This is a genomic window from Delftia tsuruhatensis NBRC 16741 (assembly GCF_001571325.1).
Taxonomy (GTDB): Bacteria; Pseudomonadota; Gammaproteobacteria; order Burkholderiales; family Burkholderiaceae_C; genus Comamonas; species Comamonas tsuruhatensis.
In genome coordinates this window covers 1-19,577 of the sequence record NZ_BCTO01000032.1, presented here as the reverse complement: position 1 = coordinate 19,577, position 19,577 = coordinate 1, and the positions used below count along the sequence as shown (strand labels likewise).

The window sequence follows — 19,577 nt, the reverse complement described above, 5'->3', positions numbered from 1 at the left end:
ACGGAGACATCCATGCATCAGCCCCATGCCCAGCCGCGGCATTCCATCTACTACCGGTACCGGGTGCACCAGCCCTGGCTGCCTTCGCAGCATCCAGGGGTGCAGCGCCATCCTGTCGTCATCGTCGGCACGGGCCCTGTGGGGCTGACCACGGCGCTGGAGCTGGCGCGCCACGGCCAGCGCTGCGTGCTGCTGGAGTCCGAACTGCAGGTGTCCGAAGGCAGCCGCGCCATCGTCTTCACGCGCCGCTCCATGGAGATCCTGCAGCAGGTGGGCGTGGCCGAGCGGGTCATGGCGAACGCCTTGCCCTGGCGCTGTGGCAACTCGTTCTACCGGGGGCAGCGCGTGTTCCGCATGGAGGCGCCGCACAGCGAGGACGATCGCTTCCATCCCATGACCAATCTGCAGCAGCAGTACCTGGAGGAATACCTGGTCGATGCGGTGCTGGCCCATCCGCTGATCGAGCTGCGCTGGGGCAACCGCGTGGACCGGGTGGAGCAGGTCGGCAGCGGCGCCGCCGCAAAGGCGCGGCTGCAAGTGGACACGCCGCAAGGCCCGTATGCGATGGAGGCCGACTGGCTGGTCGCCGCCGATGGCGCCCGCTCCGGCATACGCACGGCCATGGGCCTGGTGATGGAGGGGGCGTCGTACGAGGGCCGCTTCGTGATCGCCGACATCCGCATCGACCTGCCACTGCCCACGGAGCGCCTGGCCTTCTTCGACCCGGTCTGGAACCCCGGCAACACCATCCTCATGCACCGCGAGCCGCATGGCATCTGGCGCGTGGACTACCAACTGCCTGCGGGCGAGGACGCGCAGCAGGCGCTGCAGCCCGAATCGCTCAAGGCGCGCATCGACGCGCAGCTGGAGATGATCGGCTTCGGCGGCACGCCCTGGGAAATGGACTGGAGTTCGGTCTACTCCGCCCGCGCGCTGACCTTGCCGGACTATGTGCACGGCCGCGTGATCTTCGCGGGCGATGCGGCCCACATGCTGCCCATCTTCGGCGTGCGCGGTGCCAACACGGGTTTTCAGGATGCCCAGGCCCTGGCTTGGCGGCTGGCCCTGGTGGCGCGCGGCGTGGCGCCGGTGAGGCTGCTGGACAGCTACAGCGGCGAGCGCGTGGGCGCGGCGCGCGAGATTGTCGAAGAGGCCGGCAAGAGCACGCGCTTCATGGCGCCGCCCTCGCGCGGCTTCCGGCTGCTGCGCGATGCCGTGCTGTCGCTGTCGCTCACCCAGGAATTCGTGCGGCCGCTGTACCACTGGCGCACCTCCCGGCCGCACGAATACGCGCACTCGCCGCTCAACAGCGCGGATGACGACAACCACCTGTTTGAAGCCGGCCCTGGCCATGGCGCACCGCCGCTGAACCTGCGCCTGGGGCCCGATGACTATCTGCTGGACCACCTGGGCGGTGGATTCGACCTGCTGTATTTCACCGATGGCACGCCCGTGCCTGCCCAGTGGTGCGAAGTTGCCAGGATGGCGCGCGGCCGTGGCGTGGGCCTGCGCATCGTGGCCATCTCCAGCCAGGCGGCCGCGCAGCCGGTCCAGGGTGCCGATCTGACCCTGGCCGATGCAGATGGCCGCTGCCGTGCACGCCATGGCGTGCCGGCAGGGCACCCGCCTGGTGCCGCCTATCTGCTGCGGCCCGATCAGCATGTCTGCGCGCGCTGGCTGGCGCTGGATGCCCGGCGCCTGCAATCGGCCATCGACAACGCCACCTGCACGCAAGGAGTTCCGGCATGAGCCAAGAACAGACATCACCCCACACCCTTGATATCGCCGGCCTGGAAACTGTCTACGACCAGCTGGCCACAGCCATCGACACGGCGGGCCCGCAGCGGTCCGAGCTGTTCCTGGTCAAGCTGGCGCTGCTGGCGGCCGAACGGCTGGGCAGCGCGTCCGTGTTCTCGGAGCTGGTGCAGGCGGCGCAGCAGGATCTCTAGTGCGTAGTCGCGCTCCAGGGAAAACCGCTATCGCTGTCGGGGCGCCGACGGGCCGTGGCATGGCCGGCACTGGCTAACATCGGCCCGAAAACAAGGGTCCCGCGAGCCATGGATGTACTCAGTGAAGTTCTCGATATTTGCCGCTCGGAGCGCGCCGTCACGGCGCGCTTTGCGCTGACGGCGCCGTGGAGCCTGAAGTCCACGGGCGTCACCGGCGCCATGATCCGCATGGCGCGCGGCGCGCCTTACTGGATCCAGGTGGAGGGCATGCCGGCGCTGCGGGTCGAGCCCGGCGATCTGGTCATGCTGCCCATGGGCGCCGCGCATGTGGTGGCGTCCGACATGGACGTTGCCAGCGAGCTGTTCTCGCGCATGATCGCCCGCCACGCCGAAGGACCGCGGGACGAAAATCCCCTGGTCTTCAGCCATGGCGGCGGCGGCGAGGCCACGGACATGTTTTCGGCCCTGTTGTGGTTTTCCGCCTACTGCCGTCATTCGGTGTTCCGCATCCTGCCGCCGCTGATCCACATCCGGGCAAGCGACCTGCCGCTGGCCGGCTGCCTGGCCACCACCATGGAGTCGCTCACGCTGGAGACGCTGGCGCGGCGCCCGGGCTGGCGCCTGTCGGCCGCGCGCATGGGCGAGCTGCTGCTGGTCAACATCCTGCGCGAGCACCTGGCGCGCGAGACTGCCATTGGCGAAGGCTGGCTGCGGGGCCTGGGCGATGCCTGTGTTGCGCGTGCCCTGGTGTGCATGCACCGCGAACCGCAGCGGGCCTGGAGCGTGGAGACGCTGGCCATCGAGGCCGGCATGTCGCGCACCCGCTTCAGCATGCGTTTCAAGGAGCTGGTGGGTGCCACGCCCATCGGCTATCTGACGGCGCACCGCATGGCGCTGGCGGCCCAGCAGATGGAAGCCGGCGGGCTGTCATCGGCCCGCATCGCCGAGAACGCGGGCTACGACTCGCCGAAGGTGTTTGCGCGGGCATTTCGCCGCTGGTCCGGGCACACGCCCAAGGCCTGGCTGGCGCAGGAGGCCGCAAAGAGGTCGGGCTGGCAGCAGCAGGAAGGCCGTATCAGGGGGCTGGAGCAAGACCCTTGACCAGCAGGGTTGAGTGCCGAAACGTACACTGGCCGGTTCCTTCCGCACAGGCTCCCAGAAGCCGAACCGCCCATCATGAACGCCCCCGTTGACGTTTCCTTCTTCCATCGCGCCGCCAAACCGCTGACCAGCTATCGTCCTTACTGGGCCAAGCGCTTTGGCACGGCCCCGTTCCTGCCGATGAGCCGGGCCGAGATGGAACAGCTTGGCTGGGACAGCTGCGACGTGATCCTGGTGACGGGCGACGCCTATGTGGATCACCCCAGCTTCGGCATGTCGGTGATCGGCCGGGTGCTGGAGGCACAGGGCTTTCGCGTGGGCATCATTGCCCAGCCTGACTGGCAAAGCGCCGAGGCCTTCAAGGCCCTGGGCCGGCCCAACCTGTTCTGGGGCGTGACGGCGGGCAACATGGATTCCATGATCAACCGCTACACGGCCGATCGCAAGATCCGCTCCGACGATGCCTATACGCCGGGCGACGTGGGCGGCAAGCGCCCGGACCGGGCGGCCATCGTCTACAGCCAGCGCTGCCGCGAGGCCTACAAGGACGTGCCCATCGTGCTGGGCGGCATCGAGGGCAGCCTGCGCCGCATCGCCCATTACGACTACTGGAGCGACAAGGTGCGCCGCTCCATCGTCGTGGACAGCAAGTGCGACATCCTGCTGTACGGCAACGCCGAACGCGCCCTGGTCGAGGTGGCCCACCGCCTGGCTGCGCGCGAGCCCGTGGAAAGCATTACCGACGTGCGCGGCACGGCCTTCTTCCGCCGTGAGTCGGAGGCGGGCTGGTTCGAGCTGGATTCCTCCGTGGTGGACGAGCCCGGCGTGGTCGAGCCCCACATCAACCCCTACATGACCACCAGCGAGCAGGCCGAGGCCCAGGGCCAGGCCTGCTCCAAGGAAGAGGGTGATGCCGACGCGAAGCCGGACGGCGCCTCGGTCGCCGCTGTTCAGACCATCCAGTTCGTGCCCAACCCGTCGCTGCGCGGCAAGGGCAAGCAGCCGCCGCGCGACAAGACCGTGCTGCGCCTGCCCAGCTATGAGCAGGTCAAGGCCGATCCCATCCTCTACGCCCACGCCAACCGCGTGCTGCACCTGGAGACCAATCCCGGCAACGCCCGCGCCCTGGTCCAGGCCCACGGCGAAGGAGTGACCGCGCGCGATGTGTGGCTGAACCCGCCCCCCATCCCGCTGACCACGGCCGAGATGGACTGGGTCTTTGGCCTGCCGTATGCGCGAAGCCCCCATCCCAGCTATGCCGACGCCAACGGCAGCCATGAGGGCGAGACCAAGATCCCGGCCTGGGAGATGATCCGCACCTCGGTCAACATCATGCGCGGCTGCTTCGGCGGCTGCACCTTCTGCTCCATCACCGAGCATGAAGGCCGCATCATCCAGAGCCGCTCCGAGGAGTCCATCATCCAGGAGGTCGAGGACATCCGCGACAAGGTCAAGGGCTTCACCGGCACCATCTCCGACCTGGGCGGCCCCACGGCCAACATGTACCGCCTGGGCTGCAAGAGCCCCGAGATCGAGGCCGCCTGCCGCAAGCCCAGCTGCGTGTTCCCCGGCATCTGCCAGAACCTGCACACCGACCATGCCCCGCTGGTCAAGATCTACCGCCGCGCGCGCAATCTGCCGGGCATCAAGAAGATCCTGATCGGCTCGGGCCTGCGCTACGACTTGGCCGTGAAGTCGCCCGAGTACGTCAAGGAACTGGTGCAGCACCATGTGGGCGGCTACCTGAAGATCGCGCCCGAGCACACCGAATCCGGGCCGCTGACCAAGATGATGAAGCCGGGCATAGGCAGCTATGACCGCTTCAAGCAGATGTTCGAGCAGTTCAGCGAGGAAGCGGGCAAGAAGCAGTACCTGATTCCCTACTTCATCGCCGCCCACCCGGGCACCAGCGACGAGGACATGATGAACCTCGCCATCTGGCTGAAGAAGAACGGATTTCGCGCCGACCAGGTGCAGACCTTCTACCCCAGCCCCATGGCCACGGCCACGGCCATGTACCACTCGGGTCGCAACACCCTCACCAAGGTGCGTCGCCAGATGCGCGACGTAAGCGAGGAGTCGGTGGACATCGTGCGCGGTGAAAAGCGCCGCCGACTGCACAAGGCCTTCCTGCGCTACCACGACCCCAACAACTGGCCGCTGCTGCGCGAGGCCTTGAAGGCCATGGGCCGTGCCGACCTCATCGGCAACGGCAAGCAGCACCTGATCCCCACCTTCCAGCCCCTGGTCGATGGCGGCTACCAGAGCGCGCGCCGCAAGAACAGCACCCAGGGAACGGGCGTGGCCGCGCGTGCCGTGGTCTCCCAGCAGGGCAAGGCCTATGCCCTCAACAAGGCCGGTGGCAAGAGTGCGGGGCCGGGCAAGGCGCAGGCACAGGCCCGCGACCCCGGAGGCGACGTGCGCTTGCGCTCCAGTCAGCCCAAGCCCGGCCGCATGCTGACCCAGCACACGGGCCTGCCACCGCGCCCTGGCGTGGGCGGCTCCGCAGGCGCTGCCGGGGCCGGCCGCAAGGCCGCGCCGGGCGGGCGCAAGCCGCGCTGACGCGCCTCAGCCGACTGCCGGCGCCAGCGTGCCTTGCCATTCGCGGCGGGCGGCCTGGGCACCGCTTTCGAAGTACTGCGTGTCCAGCGGCACGGGCCGCGCCAGGGCAAAGCCCTGCGCGTAGTCCACGCCCACGGCCTGCAGGGCCTGGGCGATCTCCCGGCTTTCCACATACTCGGCCACCGTGCGCTTGCCCAGGATATGGCCTATGCGGTTGATCATCTCCACCATGGCGTGGTTGCTGGGGTCCTGGAGCATGTCGCGCACGAAGCCGCCGTCGATCTTCAGATAGTCCACGGGCAACTGCTTCAGATAGGTCAGCGAGGACATGCCCACGCCGAAGTCGTCCAGCGCAAAACGGCAGCCCAGCGTGCGCAGGGCCTGGATCAGCCGGGTGGCGCTGGACAGACTGGCGATGGCGCTGGTCTCGGTGATCTCGAAGCACAGCAGCTGCGGCGCGATGCCGTGCGTGCTCAGCTGCGCCTGCACAAAGTCCAGCAGCCCGTCGTCGTCGAGGCTGGGGCCTGACAGATTGATGGCGCAGGTGTCGATATGGCGCAGCGCGGCCGGATGCTCGGCCAGCGTGGCCAGCGTTCTGGCGATCACCCAGCGGTCGACGGTGGGCATGATGCCGTAGCGCTCTGCCGCGGGTATGAACGCGGCTGGCGAGATGATCTGGCCCTGCTCGTCGCGCAACCGCAGCAGCACCTCGAAATGCAGGCCGCGCTGGCCATCGGGCTGCAGCGGTGCAATGCTTTGTGCATACAGGCAAAAGCGCTCCTGCTCCAGCGCCGTGCGTATGCGCGTGACCCATTCCATCTCGCTGACGTGGCGGGTGTATTCGCCGTCGTCGCTGCGGTAGACATAGATGCGGTTGCGGCCGCGCTCCTTGGCGCGGTAGCAGGCCATGTCGGCCATGCGCAGCAGGTCCTGGGCCGACTGGACCTCGCCGCCGATGTGGACCAGTCCAATGCTCAGTCCTGTGCGCAGCACCTGCTTGCCCCAGTGCACGTGCAGGGCTTCGGCAGCCTGGCGCAGCTTTTCGGCAATGCGCAGCGCGGGCTCGGGCGGACAGTTCTCCAGAAGAACGCCGAATTCGTCGCCGCCCAGGCGTGCCAGGGTGTCTGTCTCGCGCAGGTTGTGCAGCAGCAGACGGCTGACCTCGCACAGCATTTCATCGCCCGCCGGATGGCCGCAGGTCTCGTTGATGAGCTTGAACTGGTCCAGATCCATGTACAGCAGGGCTGCGGGCCGCAGCCTGTGCTGGCCCTGGTTGAGCAGGCGCTGCAGGCGGCGCTCGAATTCCACGCGGTTCTCCAGCCCGGTCAGGCCGTCATGGCTGGCATGCCAGGAAAGCTGGTCCAGATACTGCTGCTCACGCGAGACATCCCTGAGCACGATCACCGCACCTGCCGGGCGCTCCCCGCCGCCGCTGATGGCCGAGCCCATGAGCTTGACCGGCACGATGCTGCGGTCATGGCGCCGCAGCCACCGCGTGTGCTCTTCGCGCAATTGCCGACCCGACAGCAGATGGGTCAGCAGGCTTTCCGCCGTCTGGGTGGTGTCGATGCTGTTGAAATGCAGGCCCTTGGCCAGGTGCCGTCCCTTGAGCTGCTGCTCGCTGCTGCCCAGCAGGCCCAGCGCGGCAGGGTTGGCATAGTCCACCACGCCCTGGGCGTCCGTGGTGATCACGGCATCGCCCAGCGATGCCAGCGTGGTCTGGGCCCTTTCCTTTTCGGTCAGCAGGTCGTTTTGCACCTGCTGGCGCTGCTGCAGCATGCGCCGCGTATGCCAGAGCGCCACCAGGATCAGCGCCACGCCCAGCATCAGGTGAATGCACTGCAGCCACATCACCATCTGCCGGGAGCTGCGGCCCAGCGAGGCGCTGAACTGCTGGGTGGCGGGTGTGACGCCGGCGTTGATCTGCTCGATCTCGCGCTTCCAGGTGATGACGTCCTCGGCGCTCACGCTTCCCACGGTGTGGCGCTGCTCTATCTCCTGCGCCAGCCGGTCGAGCTGCTGCAGGTACTGGTCGCCCTGCTTCCAGTAACGATAGGGCTCCTCCAGCAGTTCGACATGGCGAAAAGTCTGCATCAGCCAGATCAGCGCGTCGGCATCGTCCGGGTGGTTGCCTCCCAGCAGAATGCCGGCGCGCGCGTCCTTGACCCTGGCTGGCACATCGTCCAGCGCCATGCGGGCCTGCCAGTCGCCTGCAGGAACGATCATGGCCTGCTCGAAGCGCGCCAGGTCGCGCGCCGAGCCGCTGTCCACATAGCGGCTCAGGGCGTAGATGGCATCCTTCTGTGCCTTGGACCACAGGCTTTCTCCGGCCACGAAGGCGCGCACCGCAGACACAAGGTAGAGGCTGCCGCTGGCCATGACCACCAGCACCACGACCACCAGCACCAGGGGCCAGATGCGCTGCACCAGCTGCAGTACCGGCACATGGGCTGGGGGCTGGCTTTGCATAGGCGGTGGACGGAAGGGGGACCCAGCGGCGGCCTTAGGCGCTGGCGCCGATGCGCTGCAGGCCAGGCGCTGAGTGGCTAGGTGGCTGACGCATCCCGGATAGCGGGGCGGTCGATGGATGTTCTCGAACCATGGGGCTGCCTCCAGATGAGCCGATTATGGGTGTTTCCAGATGTGTTCGGGTTGTCTGGTTGTATGCGCAACTCTGATTTAAGAGGAGCAGGCTATCGCGGTAAAGAGGGTCGTCGGCAGCAGCATGTTCATACTCGGCGGGCAGCCGCGACCCAGGCGGCTTGTAGGCCGTGCGCAGATGCTGCCTTTCGGCATTCGCCTACAAGCGGCGCGAGGCCGCTGGCTGAGCGGCGAGCGGATGCAGGGGCAGGTCGTGGCGCTCGGCCAGGTCTGCCAGTTCGGCGCAGGACAGGGCAGCCAGGAAGGCTTCCAGGGCCGCATGCGTGGCCGGGTTGCGCATGCAGGCGATGCTGCCATCGCCCGGCACCGATGCTGCTGCGCACAGGCGTGCCGCGAAATGCGGCTCCAGTGCCGCCACGGCCACCGAACCGTCGGCGCAGGCATAGACGCGATAGCCTGCGTGTGCTCCGCCCACATCTCCGTCGGGCCGGGTCAGGCCCCAGTGCCAGGGCAGGGCCAGCCATTGCGCGGCCTGTGCCAGTCCTGTTTCCTGCAGGTTGCCGTGGCCGCTGCGCTGGCGCAGCAGCCAGGCCTTGAGCACGGCCTCGCTGGCCATCAGCGCACCGGCCATGTCGGCAAACAGGCTGGGTGGCATGGCGCCGCCCTGTACCAGCCCCGCCTCGGCCTGATAGGTCAGGTCATGGCCCGGCACATCGGCCAGGGCTCCCGCGCTGCCGACGATGCGCACCAGCGACAGCTGCGGATGGCGCTGCTGCAGCGACGCCCAGTCCAGCCCCAGCTTGGCCAGCGCGGCGGGGCGGAACGAGGTCAGCAGGATGTCGGCGCTGTCCAGCGCCTTGTGCAGCGCGGCCTGTCCGTCCTCGGTCTTGAGCTGTGCCTGCCAGACTGCGATGCCCTGGTGCATGTCGGAATAGGCCTGCGGGCTGTAGAGCGCCATCGGGTCCGCGCCGGCAGGCCCTGGCTGCGCAGAGGGCGGCTCCAGCTTGCTGCACTGCGCGCCCATGGCCGCGCAGCGCATCAGGGCGGCGGGACCCGGCAGGTTCAGTGCCAGGCTCAGAATGCGTACGCCGGACAGGGGCAGCCCGTCTGCAGGCGAGGAGGTGAAGGGAGTGAGGCAGGCGTGATCTGGCATGGGAATGGAGCGTCTCGTTCTTCATTCGATGTTTCGGCTGCCCGCATGATCGCACCGGTACCCGCGCAGCCCTGGCGCATACCGGACTGCCAGGATGCAAAAATCGCCCGCACAAAGAAAATGCCGCCAGGGCAGGGAGCGCTGGCGGCATGCCTTCTCACCCGGCGCAGGGCCAGGTGGCTGGAGTGGCGGTCAGACCACCTTGGCGATCGACTGGCAGACGTAGTCGATATTCTTGCTGTTGAGCGCGGCCACGCACATGCGGCCCGTGTCCGTGCCGTAGACGCCGAACTCGGTGCGCAGGCGCACCATCTGGTCCTTGCTCAGGCCGGAGTAGCTGAACATGCCGATCTGCGTGGTGATGAAGCTCATGTCCTGCTGGACGCCGGCAGCCTTCAGGCCATCGACCAGCTTCTGGCGCATGGCCTTGATGCGCACGCGCATCTCGCCCAGTTCCTTTTCCCACAGGGCGCGCAGCTCGGGGTTGTTCAGCACGGCCGCCACCACGGCGCCACCATGGGTGGGTGGGTTGGAATAGTTGGTGCGGATCACGATCTTGAGCTGGCTCAGCACGCGGGCCGCCTCTTCCTTGTCGTTGGCGACCACCGACAGTGCGCCCACGCGCTCGCCGTACAGGCTGAAGCTCTTGGAGAACGAGGTCGAGACGAAGATGTTCAGGCCGGCGGCCACGAACTTGCCGATCACGGCGCCGTCTTCGGCGATGCCGTGGCCAAAGCCCTGGTAGGCCATGTCAAGGAAGGCCACCAGGCCCTTGGCCTTGACGGCGGCAATCACCTGGTCCCACTGCTCGGCCGTGATGTCGTAGCCGGTCGGGTTATGGCAGCAGGCGTGCAGCACCACGATGGTGCCAGGGGCCGCTGCGTTCAGGTCGGCCAGCATGCCTTCGAAGTTCACCTTGCGGTTGACGGCGTCGTAGTAGGCATAGGTGCCCACCTCGAAACCGGCGTTCGTGAAGATGGCCTTGTGGTTTTCCCAGCTCGGGTCGGAGATCAGCACCTTGGCAGCGGGGCTGATCTTCTTGAGGAAGTCGGCGCCGATCTTCAGGCCGCCGGTGCCGCCGATGGCCTGCACCGTGGACACGCGGCCGGACTTGACGACGTCGGACTCGGCGCCGAACACCAGGCCCTTGACTGCGGCATCATAGGCAGCGATGCCGTCGATGGGCAGGTAGCCGCGGGCCGTGGGCTTGTCCATCATCGCCTTCTCGGCGGCCTGCACGCACTCGAGCAGGGGCAACTTGCCGTTGTCGTCGAAGTACACGCCCACGCCCAGATTCACCTTGCTGGGGTTGGTGTCGGCAGCGAACTGCTCGTTCAGACCCAGGATGGGGTCGCGGGGGGCCATTTCGACGGCGGTAAACAGAGACATGAAGCGTCCTTGGGATGTCTTGGGAGGTGGAAAAAACGCGGCTAGCCCCAAGCTGCGGTAGGCTTTCGGGTTAACCCATGAATTCTAGCGATCTCGCCGGCCGATACCCACTTTTGCGAACCCACGTCATGCACGAAGTCTCTGATTCCTCTCCAGCACCTGCGGCCTCGGGCCAGTTCGTGCATTTCGCGGACTCCCCCTTCGAGCTGTTCCAGCCCTATCCACCGGCTGGCGACCAGCCCGCCGCCATTGAGAAGCTGGTCGAGGGCATCCAGGACGGTGAATCCTTTCAGACCCTGCTGGGCGTGACGGGCTCGGGCAAGACCTTCACCATGGCCAACGTGATCGCCCGCCTGGGTCGTCCGGCCATCGTCTTCGCACCCAACAAGACACTGGCCGCACAGCTGTACAGCGAGTTCCGCGAGTTCTTTCCCAAGAACTCCGTCGAGTACTTCGTCAGCTACTACGACTACTACCAGCCCGAGGCCTACGTGCCCCAGCGCGACCTTTTCATCGAAAAGGACAGCGCCATCAACGAGCACATCGAGCAGATGCGGCTTTCGTGCACCAAAAGTCTCATGGAGCGGCGCGACGTGGTCATCGTGGCCACGGTCTCGGCCATCTACGGCATCGGCGAACCCGAAAGCTACCACCGCATGATCATGACGCTGCGTACCGGCGACCGCATCAACCAGCGCGACGTCATCGCGCAGTTGATCCGCATGCAGTACCAGCGCAACGACCAGGACTTCAGCCGCGGCAAGTTCCGCGTGCGCGGCGACACCATCGATGTCTTCCCCGCCGAGCATTCCGAGCTGGCCATCCGCATCGAACTCTTCGACGACGAGGTTGAAAGCCTGCAACTGTTCGACCCGCTCACGGGCCGCGTGCGCCAGAGCATTCCGCGCTTCACTGTCTACCCCAGCAGCCACTACGTCACGCCGCGCGACAAGGTGCTGGCCGCCGTGGAAACCATCAAGCTGGAACTGGCCGAGCGGCTCAAGCAACTGGTGGGTGACGGCAAGCTGGTCGAGGCCCAGCGCCTGGAGCAGCGCACGCGCTTCGACCTTGAAATGCTCACCGAGGTCGGCCACTGCAAGGGCATCGAGAACTACACGCGCCACCTCTCCGGCGCAGCCCCGGGCGAGCCCCCCAGCACATTGACCGACTACCTGCCCAACGACGCGCTCATGTTCCTGGACGAGAGCCACCAGATGATCGGTCAGCTCAACGCCATGTACAGCGGCGATCGCTCGCGCAAGACCACGCTCGTGGAGTACGGCTTTCGGCTGCCGTCGGCGCTGGACAACCGGCCGCTGAAATTCGAGGAATTCGAGCGGCGCATGCGCCAGGTCATCTTTGTCTCGGCCACGCCGGCAGACTACGAAAAAACCCACTCAGGTCAGATCGTGGACCAGGTTGTGCGCCCGACGGGGCTGATCGACCCCGAAATCGAAGTGCGCCCGGCCACCAACCAGGTGGATGACGTGCTGCAGGAAATCCGCCTGCGCGTCGAGCGCGGGGAGCGTGTTCTCATCACCACGCTCACCAAGCGCATGGCCGAGCAGCTCACCGACTACCTGAGCGAAAACGGGGTCAAGGTGCGCTATCTGCACTCCGACGTGGAGACGGTGGAGCGCGTGGAGATCATTCGTGACCTGCGTCTGGGCGTCTTCGACGTTCTCGTGGGCATCAACCTGCTGCGAGAGGGCTTGGACATCCCTGAAGTCTCGCTGGTCGCCATCCTCGATGCCGACAAGGAAGGCTTTCTTCGCGCCGAGCGAAGTCTCATCCAGACCATCGGCCGCGCAGCACGCAACCTGCACGGCAAGGCCATCCTCTACGCGGACAGGATCACGGAGTCGATGAAGAAGGCCATCGGCGAGACCGAGCGCCGCCGCGCCAGGCAAATGGCGTTCAACGAGGAAAACGGCATTGAACCCAAGCAGATTGTCAAGCGGGTGAAAGACCTGATTGATGGTGTCTACAGCGAAAAAAGCGGCAAGGAAGCGGAACGTCTGGAGGCCAATCAGCTCGAAAGAGCGCGTGTCGAGGACATGTCCGAAAAAGATGTGGCCAAGGAAATCAAGCGTCTGGAGAAGCAGATGCTCGAACATGCGCGCAGCCTGGAGTTCGAACAGGCGGCGCGGGTGCGCGATCAGCTGGCACTGCTCAAGGAGCAACTGTTCGGAGGCTCTTCCGCGCAGGTTTCCTGAGGCGGTGCCTTGTCTGAAGCCTGTTGGCTCTTGTTACCCGACAAAATTGATGGGGAATGTGGTACACTCAGGGTCAACACTCAACAACAACAAAAACTTCGATGAAAAGAAGGGCTCTGAACCTTTTGAACAGGACGGAGTAAGGGCGGAGACTGTGCCCAACTCCGGTCAAATCGCTGGAGCGGGTGTTTCTGTAACGTACAAGCCTGACTGAAGGAGCTCGTAATGCGTCTCACCACCAAAGGCCGTTTTGCGGTCACTGCCATGATCGATCTGGCCCTGCGCCAGAACAATGGCCCTGTTACGCTGGCTGCCATCAGCCAGCGACAGCAGATTTCCCTGTCGTATCTCGAACAGCTGTTCGGCAAGCTGCGCCGCCATGAACTCGTCGAGTCCACCCGTGGACCCGGCGGCGGCTACACGCTGGCCCGCAAGGCTGGCGACATCACCGTGGCCGACATCATCGTTTCCGTTGACGAGCCCATTGACGCCACTCAATGCGGCGGCAAGGAAAATTGTCTGGGCGAAGCTGGCCGCTGCATGACGCATGAACTGTGGGCGGCATTGAATCAGCGCATGGTCGAGTTCCTCGATTCCGTGACGCTGCAAAAGCTCGTCGACGAACAATTGGCCAAGGGCATCCAGATCGAGGACAAGCCCGTAGTGCGTCGTGCAATTTCCACGGCTCCCGTGGTCAAGCCCATCCGCGTGAATGCACCGAATTCGGTATTCGCGCTGGGCAACGCCTTCGCCAAGTCCTGATCGACTTTTGACACCCTGAGGGCAGGGCGCCGCTGCGCATGGCTGTGTGGCGCGGTGCTGCCCGCCCGGATGGATTCACCGGAGTTCATCGCCTTCCCGATTTTTGCCAGCCGGAACTTTGATAAGAGCCAGTCATGGACATGACCCCGCATTTCCCCATCTATCTCGACTATGGCGCGACCACTCCCGTGGACCCTCGCGTGGTGGACGCCATGATCCCATGGTTGCGTGAGCACTTCGGCAACGCTGCATCGCGCAGCCATGCATGGGGTTGGGAGGCCGAAGAGGCCATCGAGAAGGCCCGCGGCCAGGTGGCGGATCTGATTGGCGCGGATCCCCGTGAAATTGTGTGGACCAGTGGCGCGACCGAGTCCATCAATCTTGCCATCAAGGGTGCGGCGCACTTCTATCAAGGCAAGGGCAAGCATCTGATCACGCTCAAGACCGAGCACAAGGCCGTGCTCGACACCATGCGTGAACTCGAGCGCCAGGGCTTTGAGGTGACCTACATGGACGTGCAGCCTGATGGTCTGCTCGACATTGAGGCCTTCAAGGCCGCGCTGCGCCCCGACACCATTTTGGTCAGCGTGCTCTTCGTAAACAACGAAATCGGCGTCATCCAGGACATTCCCACCATCGGCGCGCTGTGCCGCGAGAAGGGCATCCTGTTCCATGTGGATGCTGCGCAGGCTACAGGCCGCGTGGAGATCGACATGTCCAAGTTGCCGATCGACCTGATGAGCATGACCGCGCACAAGACCTACGGTCCCAAGGGCGTGGGTGCCCTGTACGTGCGCCGCAAGCCGCGTGTGCGCCTGGAGGCGCAGATCCACGGCGGTGGTCATGAGCGTGGCATGCGTTCGGGTACGCTGCCCACGCACCAGATCGTCGGTATGGGCGAGGCCTTCCGCATCGCCAAGGAAGAGATGGTCGAGAGCAATGCCAAGGCCTATGCGCTGCAGCAGCGCCTGCTCAACGGTTTGAAGGATCTGGAACAGGTCTTCATCAACGGCAGCATGGAGCACCGTGTGCCTCAGAACCTGAACATGAGCTTCAACTTCGTCGAAGGCGAGTCGCTCATCATGGGTATCAAGGGGCTGGCAGTGTCGTCGGGCTCCGCTTGCACTTCGGCCAGCCTGGAGCCCAGCTATGTGCTGCGTGCCCTCGGCCGCAGTGACGAGCTGGCGCACAGCAGCCTGCGCATGACCATCGGCCGTTTCACGACCGAGGAAGAAATCGACTACGCGATCAGCACCATCCGCACCAATGTGGTCAAGCTGCGCGAACTCAGCCCGCTGTGGGAGATGTACAAGGACGGCATCGACCTCAGCACCATCCAGTGGGCGGCGCACTGAGCGTCGACCGGCACGCGAATCAAGTATTGAAGAGGTAGACATCATGGCTTATTCCGACAAAGTGGTAGACCACTACGAAAACCCCCGCAACGTGGGTTCGTTCGACAAGAGCGACGAATCGGTGGGCACCGGCATGGTCGGCGCGCCTGCCTGTGGCGACGTGATGAAGCTGCAGATCAAGGTCAACCCTGAAACCGGCGTCATTGAAGATGCCCGTTTCAAGACCTATGGCTGTGGTTCGGCAATCGCCTCGTCTTCGCTGGTGACCGAGTGGGTCAAGGGAAAGACGCTGGATGAAGCGGCTGCGCTGAAGAACAGCCAGATCGCCGAAGAACTGGCCCTGCCTCCCGTCAAGGTGCACTGCTCCATCCTGGCCGAAGACGCCATCAAGGCCGCAGTGGACGACTACCGTGCCAAGCGCACTGCGGTGGTGGCCGCCTGATATGGCGATCTCGCTGACCGAGTCCGCGGCCCGCCATGTGAGCCGCTACCTGTCGCGCCGCGGCAAGGGCATCGGCGTGCGCCTTGGGGTCAAGACCACGGGCTGCTCCGGCCTGGCCTACAAGCTGGAGTATGTGGACGAACAGTTGCCCGAGGATGTGATCTTCGAGGACCACGGCATCAAGGTGCTGGTCGACCCCAAGAGCCTGGCCTATATCGATGGCACGGAACTGGACTTCGTGCGTGAAGGCTTGAACGAAGGCTTCAAGTTCCACAACCCCAACGAGCGCGATCGCTGCGGCTGCGGCGAGAGCTTTCGCATCTGACCGGCATTTGCCGGGGGGCCAGGCTCTGGTGGCCTGGCGGCGTGCCCGGCAGGCCCTGACTTTTCTACTCCCTCAAGAGGCCGCCATCGCTTCGGTGCTGGCGGCTTTTTATCGACATGAACCTGCAATCGGACGATTTCGAGCTGTTTGCGCTGCCGCGCCAATTTGCGCAGGAGCGCAGCACCATTGACGCGCGCTGGAAGGAGTTGCAGCGCGAGGCCCATCCTGACCGCTTTGCCTCGCAGGGCGCAGCTGCGCAGCGTGTGGCCATGCAATGGTCGGTACGCATCAACGAGGCCTATCAACGGCTGAAAGAGCCGCTCAGGCGAGCAGCCTATCTTTGCGAATTGCTGGGTGCACCCGTGCGTGCCGAGGACAACACCTCCATGCCCACCGCCTTTTTGATGCAGCAGATGGAATGGCGCGAGGCGCTGGACGATGCGCAGGACGAGGCCGCCTTGGACGCGCTGGACGGCGAAGTGTCGCAGGCCAGAAAGAGCATGCTGGCCGAATGCGGCCGCCAGCTCGATGAACTGCACGATGCCCAGGCGGCCGTGCAGCAGGTCAGAGCCCTCATGTTTGTTGCGCGATTTGCGCAGGACATAGAGCGTCGCCGCGATCAACTGGGACAATAGTCCGCGACCCGAACCTCCCACGAGAGTCCCTTATTCACAAGGCAGGCCGGCCGGCCCGGACCTGCAATTTCCCCGAGTATTTCCATGGCGCTTTTGCAGATTTCCGAACCCGGTCAGTCCCCCGATCCCCACCAGCGACGCATTGCCGTGGGTATCGACCTGGGCACCACCCATTCGCTGGTCGCCGCAGTCCGCAATGGCGTGGCCGAATGCCTGCCGGATGATCAGGGCCAGGTACTGCTGCCTTCCGTCGTGCGCTATCTGCCCCAGGGGCGCCGCGAGATCGGCTACGCCGCGCAGGCGGCGCTGTCCACCGATGCGGGCAACACCATCGCCTCGGCCAAGCGCTTCATGGGCCGCACGCTGGCGGACATCGACGCGCCGGAGAAGCTGCCTTACCGCTTTGCTGAGCAAGAAGCCGGTCGTGGCGTGATCGGGATCGAGACCATCGATGGCACGAAGACCCCCGTTGAAGTCAGCGCCGAGATCCTGGCCACGCTGCGCTTTCGCGCCGAGGACACCTTCAACGACGACATCCATGGCGCGGTCATCACCGTGCCAGCCTACTTTGACGACGCGCAGCGCCAGGCCACCAAGGATGCGGCCAAGCTCGCCGGCATCAACCTGCTGCGCCTGATCAACGAGCCCACGGCTGCCGCCATTGCCTATGGCCTGGACAACGGCTCCGAAGGCGTTTACGCCGTCTACGATCTGGGTGGCGGCACTTTCGATATTTCGGTCCTGCGCCTGTCCCAGGGTGTGTTCGAGGTCGTCTCCACGGGGGGGGACTCGGCCTTGGGTGGCGATGACTACGATGCGGCACTGGCTGAGTGGGTGGCCCAGCAGACCGGCGTGGTTCCGCAGACCGCCGAGGACAAGGCCCGCTGGCGCATGGCGGCGCGCCTTTGCAAGCAGGCATTGACGGATGCTCAGGCCGCCACGTTCACGGCAGAGCTGTCCACCGGCACTGTGCATTTCGATGTCAAGCGTGGCGACTTCGATGCGAGCACGGCCCATCTGACGGCGCGCTCGCTGGCGGCGGTGCGCCGCGCACTCAAGGACGCTGGCCTGACGCGCGACGAGGTGCAGGGCGTGGTCCTGGTCGGTGGTTCCACCCGCATGCCCCAGGTGCGCGAGGCAGTGGCCCAGTTCTTTGGCCGCGATCCTCTCGTCAACCTCAATCCCGATGAAGTCGTGGCGTTGGGCGCTGCCATTCAGGCCAATCAACTCGCGGGCAACAGTTCCAGCGGCGACATGCTGCTGCTGGATGTGATTCCCCTGTCGCTGGGTGTGGAGACCATGGGCGGTCTGGTGGAGCGCATCATCACGCGCAACGAGACCATTCCCACGGCCCGCGCCCAGGACTTCACCACCTACAAGGACGGGCAGACGGCCCTGGCCATTCATGTGGTGCAGGGTGAGCGCGATCTTGTGGCGGACTGCCGCAGCCTGGCGCGTTTCGAACTGCGCGGCATCCCGCCCATGGCAGCCGGCGCGGCCCGCATCCGCGTGACCTTCACCGTGGATGCCGACGGCCTGCTGTCGGTGGGTGCCAAGGAGCAGATCAGCGGCGTCGAGGCGCATATCCATGTCAAGCCCTCGTACGGCCTCTCGGACGACGAGGTCGCCCGCATGCTGCAGGACGGCTTTGCCACGGCCCAGCAGGACATTCAGGCGCGCGCTCTGGTGGAGGCGCGTGTCGATGCCGACCGCATGCTCATGGCCACGGAGAGCGCGCTGCAGGCCGATGGCGATGTGCTGGCTGCAGACCAGCGCGCAGCCATCGACGCGCTGGTCGACGCCCTGCGCGCCAGCGTGGGCTCCGAGGATGCTGCCGTCATCGAGGCCGCAACACAGGCGCTGGCCAAGGGCACGGAGTCCTTTGCCGCCGAGCGCATGAACCGCAGCATCCAGCAGGCCCTGGCCGGCAAGAGCGTGCAATCCCTTTCCTGATTTCTGATCCGAACGCAGATCCGCCATGCCCGTTATCAAAATACTTCCCCACGCCGAATACTGTCCCCAGGGTGCCGAAATCGAGGCGCCTGCCGGCACCTCCATCTGCGAGGCACTGCTGGACAACAACATCAAGATCGAGCACGCCTGCGACATGAGCTGTGCATGCACCACCTGCCACGTGGTGGTCAAGGCAGGCTACAACTCGTTGAACGAGGCCGAGGAAGAGGAAGAAGACCTGCTGGACCGCGCATGGGGCCTGCAGCCGCAGTCCCGCCTGTCCTGCCAGGCCATCCTGGCGCGCGAGGACGTGACCATCGAGATTCCCAAGTACTCGCTCAACCACGCCAAGGAAAACCACTGAGGACCCAGCACATGTCGCGTCAAATCATTCTCGACACGGAAACCACGGGCCTGTCCGCCGACAACGGCGACCGGCTCATCGAGCTGGGGTGCGTGGAGATGGTCAACCGCAAGCTGACCGGCAACAACCTGCATCTGTACTTCAATGCGGGGCGCGACAGCCATCCGGACGCGCTGCGCGTGCACGGCATCACCACCGAGTTCCTCAGGGACAAGCCTCGCTTCGAGCAAAAGGTCGATGAGATCTGGGAGTATCTGCAAGGCGCTGAACTCATCATTCACAACGCGCCTTTCGATCTGGGATTCCTGAACAAGGAGCTGGAGCTTGCCAACCGCCCGCCGATCAGGCAGTGCGTGAGCGGCGTCATCGACACCCTGGTCATGGCCAAGGAAATGTTCCCAGGCAAGCGCAACTCGCTGGACTCGCTGTGCGACCGTCTGGAAGTGGACAACTCCGGGCGCACGCTGCACGGCGCCTTGCTGGATGCGGAACTGCTGGCCGATGTCTACATCAACCTCACGCGAGGCCAGGAGGCCCTGCTGATGGTGGAGGAGCCGGCCCAGTCCGAGGGCGGCCTGGTGGTCGCGCAGGTCGATCTGCGCAGCTTCAGGCTGCGCGTGGTGAGCGCCAATGATCAGGAGCTGGCCGCGCACGAGGACGTGATGGTGCAGATGGATAAATCGAGCGGCGGCAAGACAATTTGGCGCAGCTTCGAAAATCAGTCCTAGAAGTTATGACATAATCTAAGTCTTGTCGCAGTAACGACATAT

General features: G+C 65.2%; 16 protein-coding genes. 13 read left to right on the top strand and 3 right to left on the bottom strand.

What is annotated here, in order from left to right:
- Positions 1 to 12: 12 nt before the first annotated feature.
- The 4 genes from DTS01S_RS16145 to DTS01S_RS16130 all read left to right on the top strand — a co-directional run bounded on the left by DTS01S_RS16145 (position 13) and on the right by DTS01S_RS16130 (position 5,612).
- Positions 13 to 1,749, top strand: a complete 1,737-nt coding sequence (locus DTS01S_RS16145) for an FAD-dependent monooxygenase (protein ID WP_017403933.1) — start codon at positions 13 to 15, stop codon at positions 1,747 to 1,749.
- Positions 1,746 to 1,949 (top strand): hypothetical protein, encoded by a 204-nt coding sequence (locus DTS01S_RS16140; RefSeq protein WP_016447131.1) that lies wholly within the window; start codon positions 1,746 to 1,748, stop codon positions 1,947 to 1,949. Before DTS01S_RS16145 ends, DTS01S_RS16140 begins: the two co-directional genes overlap by 4 nt.
- A gap of 108 nt (positions 1,950 to 2,057) precedes the next feature.
- Entirely contained in the window at positions 2,058 to 3,050 is a 993-nt protein-coding gene (locus DTS01S_RS16135; RefSeq protein ID WP_017403934.1) for an AraC family transcriptional regulator, read from the top strand.
- A gap of 75 nt (positions 3,051 to 3,125) precedes the next feature.
- Positions 3,126 to 5,612, top strand: a complete 2,487-nt coding sequence (locus DTS01S_RS16130) for a YgiQ family radical SAM protein (protein WP_017403935.1) — start codon at positions 3,126 to 3,128, stop codon at positions 5,610 to 5,612.
- A gap of 6 nt (positions 5,613 to 5,618) precedes the next feature.
- On the opposite strand, the gene DTS01S_RS16125 is transcribed toward DTS01S_RS16130, so the two are convergent.
- The 3 genes from DTS01S_RS16125 to DTS01S_RS16115 all read right to left on the bottom strand — a co-directional run bounded on the left by DTS01S_RS16125 (position 5,619) and on the right by DTS01S_RS16115 (position 10,755).
- Complete coding sequence (locus DTS01S_RS16125; RefSeq protein ID WP_017403936.1) at positions 5,619 to 8,081, bottom strand: EAL domain-containing protein; 2,463 nt, start codon at positions 8,079 to 8,081, stop codon at positions 5,619 to 5,621.
- A gap of 331 nt (positions 8,082 to 8,412) precedes the next feature.
- Positions 8,413 to 9,366, bottom strand: a complete 954-nt coding sequence (locus DTS01S_RS16120; RefSeq protein ID WP_017403937.1) for a CoA transferase — start codon at positions 9,364 to 9,366, stop codon at positions 8,413 to 8,415.
- Positions 9,367 to 9,558: 192 nt separating this feature from the next.
- On the bottom strand, positions 9,559 to 10,755 hold the full coding sequence (locus DTS01S_RS16115) for an amino acid aminotransferase (protein WP_016447126.1): 1,197 nt from the start codon (positions 10,753 to 10,755) through the stop codon (positions 9,559 to 9,561).
- 128 nt (positions 10,756 to 10,883) lie between these two features.
- Between DTS01S_RS16115 and uvrB the strand changes: the two genes are divergently transcribed.
- The 9 genes from uvrB (at position 10,884) to dnaQ (ending at position 19,535) form a co-directional block, all read left to right on the top strand.
- Positions 10,884 to 12,971 carry an excinuclease ABC subunit UvrB gene (gene uvrB, locus DTS01S_RS16110; protein WP_017403939.1) on the top strand — a complete coding sequence of 696 codons (2,088 nt, stop codon included), beginning with the start codon at positions 10,884 to 10,886 and terminating at the stop codon, positions 12,969 to 12,971.
- Between the two features lie 225 nt (positions 12,972 to 13,196).
- Positions 13,197 to 13,733, top strand: a complete 537-nt coding sequence (gene iscR, locus DTS01S_RS16105) for a Fe-S cluster assembly transcriptional regulator IscR (RefSeq protein ID WP_012205825.1) — start codon at positions 13,197 to 13,199, stop codon at positions 13,731 to 13,733.
- Positions 13,734 to 13,867: 134 nt separating this feature from the next.
- Positions 13,868 to 15,088: an IscS subfamily cysteine desulfurase gene (locus DTS01S_RS16100; protein ID WP_017403940.1), complete on the top strand. Its 1,221-nt coding sequence runs from the start codon at positions 13,868 to 13,870 to the stop codon at positions 15,086 to 15,088.
- Between the two features lie 43 nt (positions 15,089 to 15,131).
- The gene (iscU, locus tag DTS01S_RS16095; protein WP_016447123.1) at positions 15,132 to 15,530 is read left to right on the top strand and encodes a Fe-S cluster assembly scaffold IscU; all 399 of its coding nucleotides are present in this window, start codon (positions 15,132 to 15,134) and stop codon (positions 15,528 to 15,530) included.
- 1 nt (position 15,531) lies between these two features.
- Complete coding sequence (gene iscA, locus DTS01S_RS16090) at positions 15,532 to 15,855, top strand: iron-sulfur cluster assembly protein IscA (protein WP_016447122.1); 324 nt, start codon at positions 15,532 to 15,534, stop codon at positions 15,853 to 15,855.
- A 116-nt stretch (positions 15,856 to 15,971) separates the two neighbouring features.
- Positions 15,972 to 16,490, top strand: a complete 519-nt coding sequence (hscB, locus tag DTS01S_RS16085; protein ID WP_016447121.1) for a Fe-S protein assembly co-chaperone HscB — start codon at positions 15,972 to 15,974, stop codon at positions 16,488 to 16,490.
- 84 nt (positions 16,491 to 16,574) lie between these two features.
- A complete protein-coding gene (hscA, locus tag DTS01S_RS16080; RefSeq protein ID WP_016451691.1) occupies positions 16,575 to 18,443 on the top strand; it encodes a Fe-S protein assembly chaperone HscA in 1,869 nt (622 codons plus the stop codon).
- A gap of 25 nt (positions 18,444 to 18,468) precedes the next feature.
- On the top strand, positions 18,469 to 18,807 hold the full coding sequence (gene fdx, locus DTS01S_RS16075; protein ID WP_013802212.1) for an ISC system 2Fe-2S type ferredoxin: 339 nt from the start codon (positions 18,469 to 18,471) through the stop codon (positions 18,805 to 18,807).
- 11 nt (positions 18,808 to 18,818) lie between these two features.
- Positions 18,819 to 19,535, top strand: a complete 717-nt coding sequence (dnaQ, locus tag DTS01S_RS16070; protein WP_017403941.1) for a DNA polymerase III subunit epsilon — start codon at positions 18,819 to 18,821, stop codon at positions 19,533 to 19,535.
- Positions 19,536 to 19,577 lie beyond the last annotated feature (42 nt).

Excerpts from the sequence above, each read along its gene's own strand:
- DTS01S_RS16145 (WP_017403933.1), top strand. The coding sequence starts at position 13 with ATGCATCAGCCCCATGCCCAGCCGCGGCATTCCATCTACTACCGGTAC.
- DTS01S_RS16140 (WP_016447131.1), top strand. The coding sequence starts at position 1,746 with ATGAGCCAAGAACAGACATCACCCCACACCCTTGATATCGCCGGCCTG.
- DTS01S_RS16135 (WP_017403934.1), top strand. The coding sequence starts at position 2,058 with ATGGATGTACTCAGTGAAGTTCTCGATATTTGCCGCTCGGAGCGCGCC.
- DTS01S_RS16130 (WP_017403935.1), top strand. The coding sequence starts at position 3,126 with ATGAACGCCCCCGTTGACGTTTCCTTCTTCCATCGCGCCGCCAAACCG.
- DTS01S_RS16125 (WP_017403936.1), bottom strand. The coding sequence starts at position 8,081 with ATGCAAAGCCAGCCCCCAGCCCATGTGCCGGTACTGCAGCTGGTGCAG.
- DTS01S_RS16120 (WP_017403937.1), bottom strand. The coding sequence starts at position 9,366 with ATGCCAGATCACGCCTGCCTCACTCCCTTCACCTCCTCGCCTGCAGAC.
- DTS01S_RS16115 (WP_016447126.1), bottom strand. The coding sequence starts at position 10,755 with ATGTCTCTGTTTACCGCCGTCGAAATGGCCCCCCGCGACCCCATCCTG.
- uvrB (WP_017403939.1), top strand. The coding sequence starts at position 10,884 with ATGCACGAAGTCTCTGATTCCTCTCCAGCACCTGCGGCCTCGGGCCAG.
- iscR (WP_012205825.1), top strand. The coding sequence starts at position 13,197 with ATGCGTCTCACCACCAAAGGCCGTTTTGCGGTCACTGCCATGATCGAT.
- DTS01S_RS16100 (WP_017403940.1), top strand. The coding sequence starts at position 13,868 with ATGGACATGACCCCGCATTTCCCCATCTATCTCGACTATGGCGCGACC.
- iscU (WP_016447123.1), top strand. The coding sequence starts at position 15,132 with ATGGCTTATTCCGACAAAGTGGTAGACCACTACGAAAACCCCCGCAAC.
- iscA (WP_016447122.1), top strand. The coding sequence starts at position 15,532 with ATGGCGATCTCGCTGACCGAGTCCGCGGCCCGCCATGTGAGCCGCTAC.
- hscB (WP_016447121.1), top strand. The coding sequence starts at position 15,972 with ATGAACCTGCAATCGGACGATTTCGAGCTGTTTGCGCTGCCGCGCCAA.
- hscA (WP_016451691.1), top strand. The coding sequence starts at position 16,575 with ATGGCGCTTTTGCAGATTTCCGAACCCGGTCAGTCCCCCGATCCCCAC.
- fdx (WP_013802212.1), top strand. The coding sequence starts at position 18,469 with ATGCCCGTTATCAAAATACTTCCCCACGCCGAATACTGTCCCCAGGGT.
- dnaQ (WP_017403941.1), top strand. The coding sequence starts at position 18,819 with ATGTCGCGTCAAATCATTCTCGACACGGAAACCACGGGCCTGTCCGCC.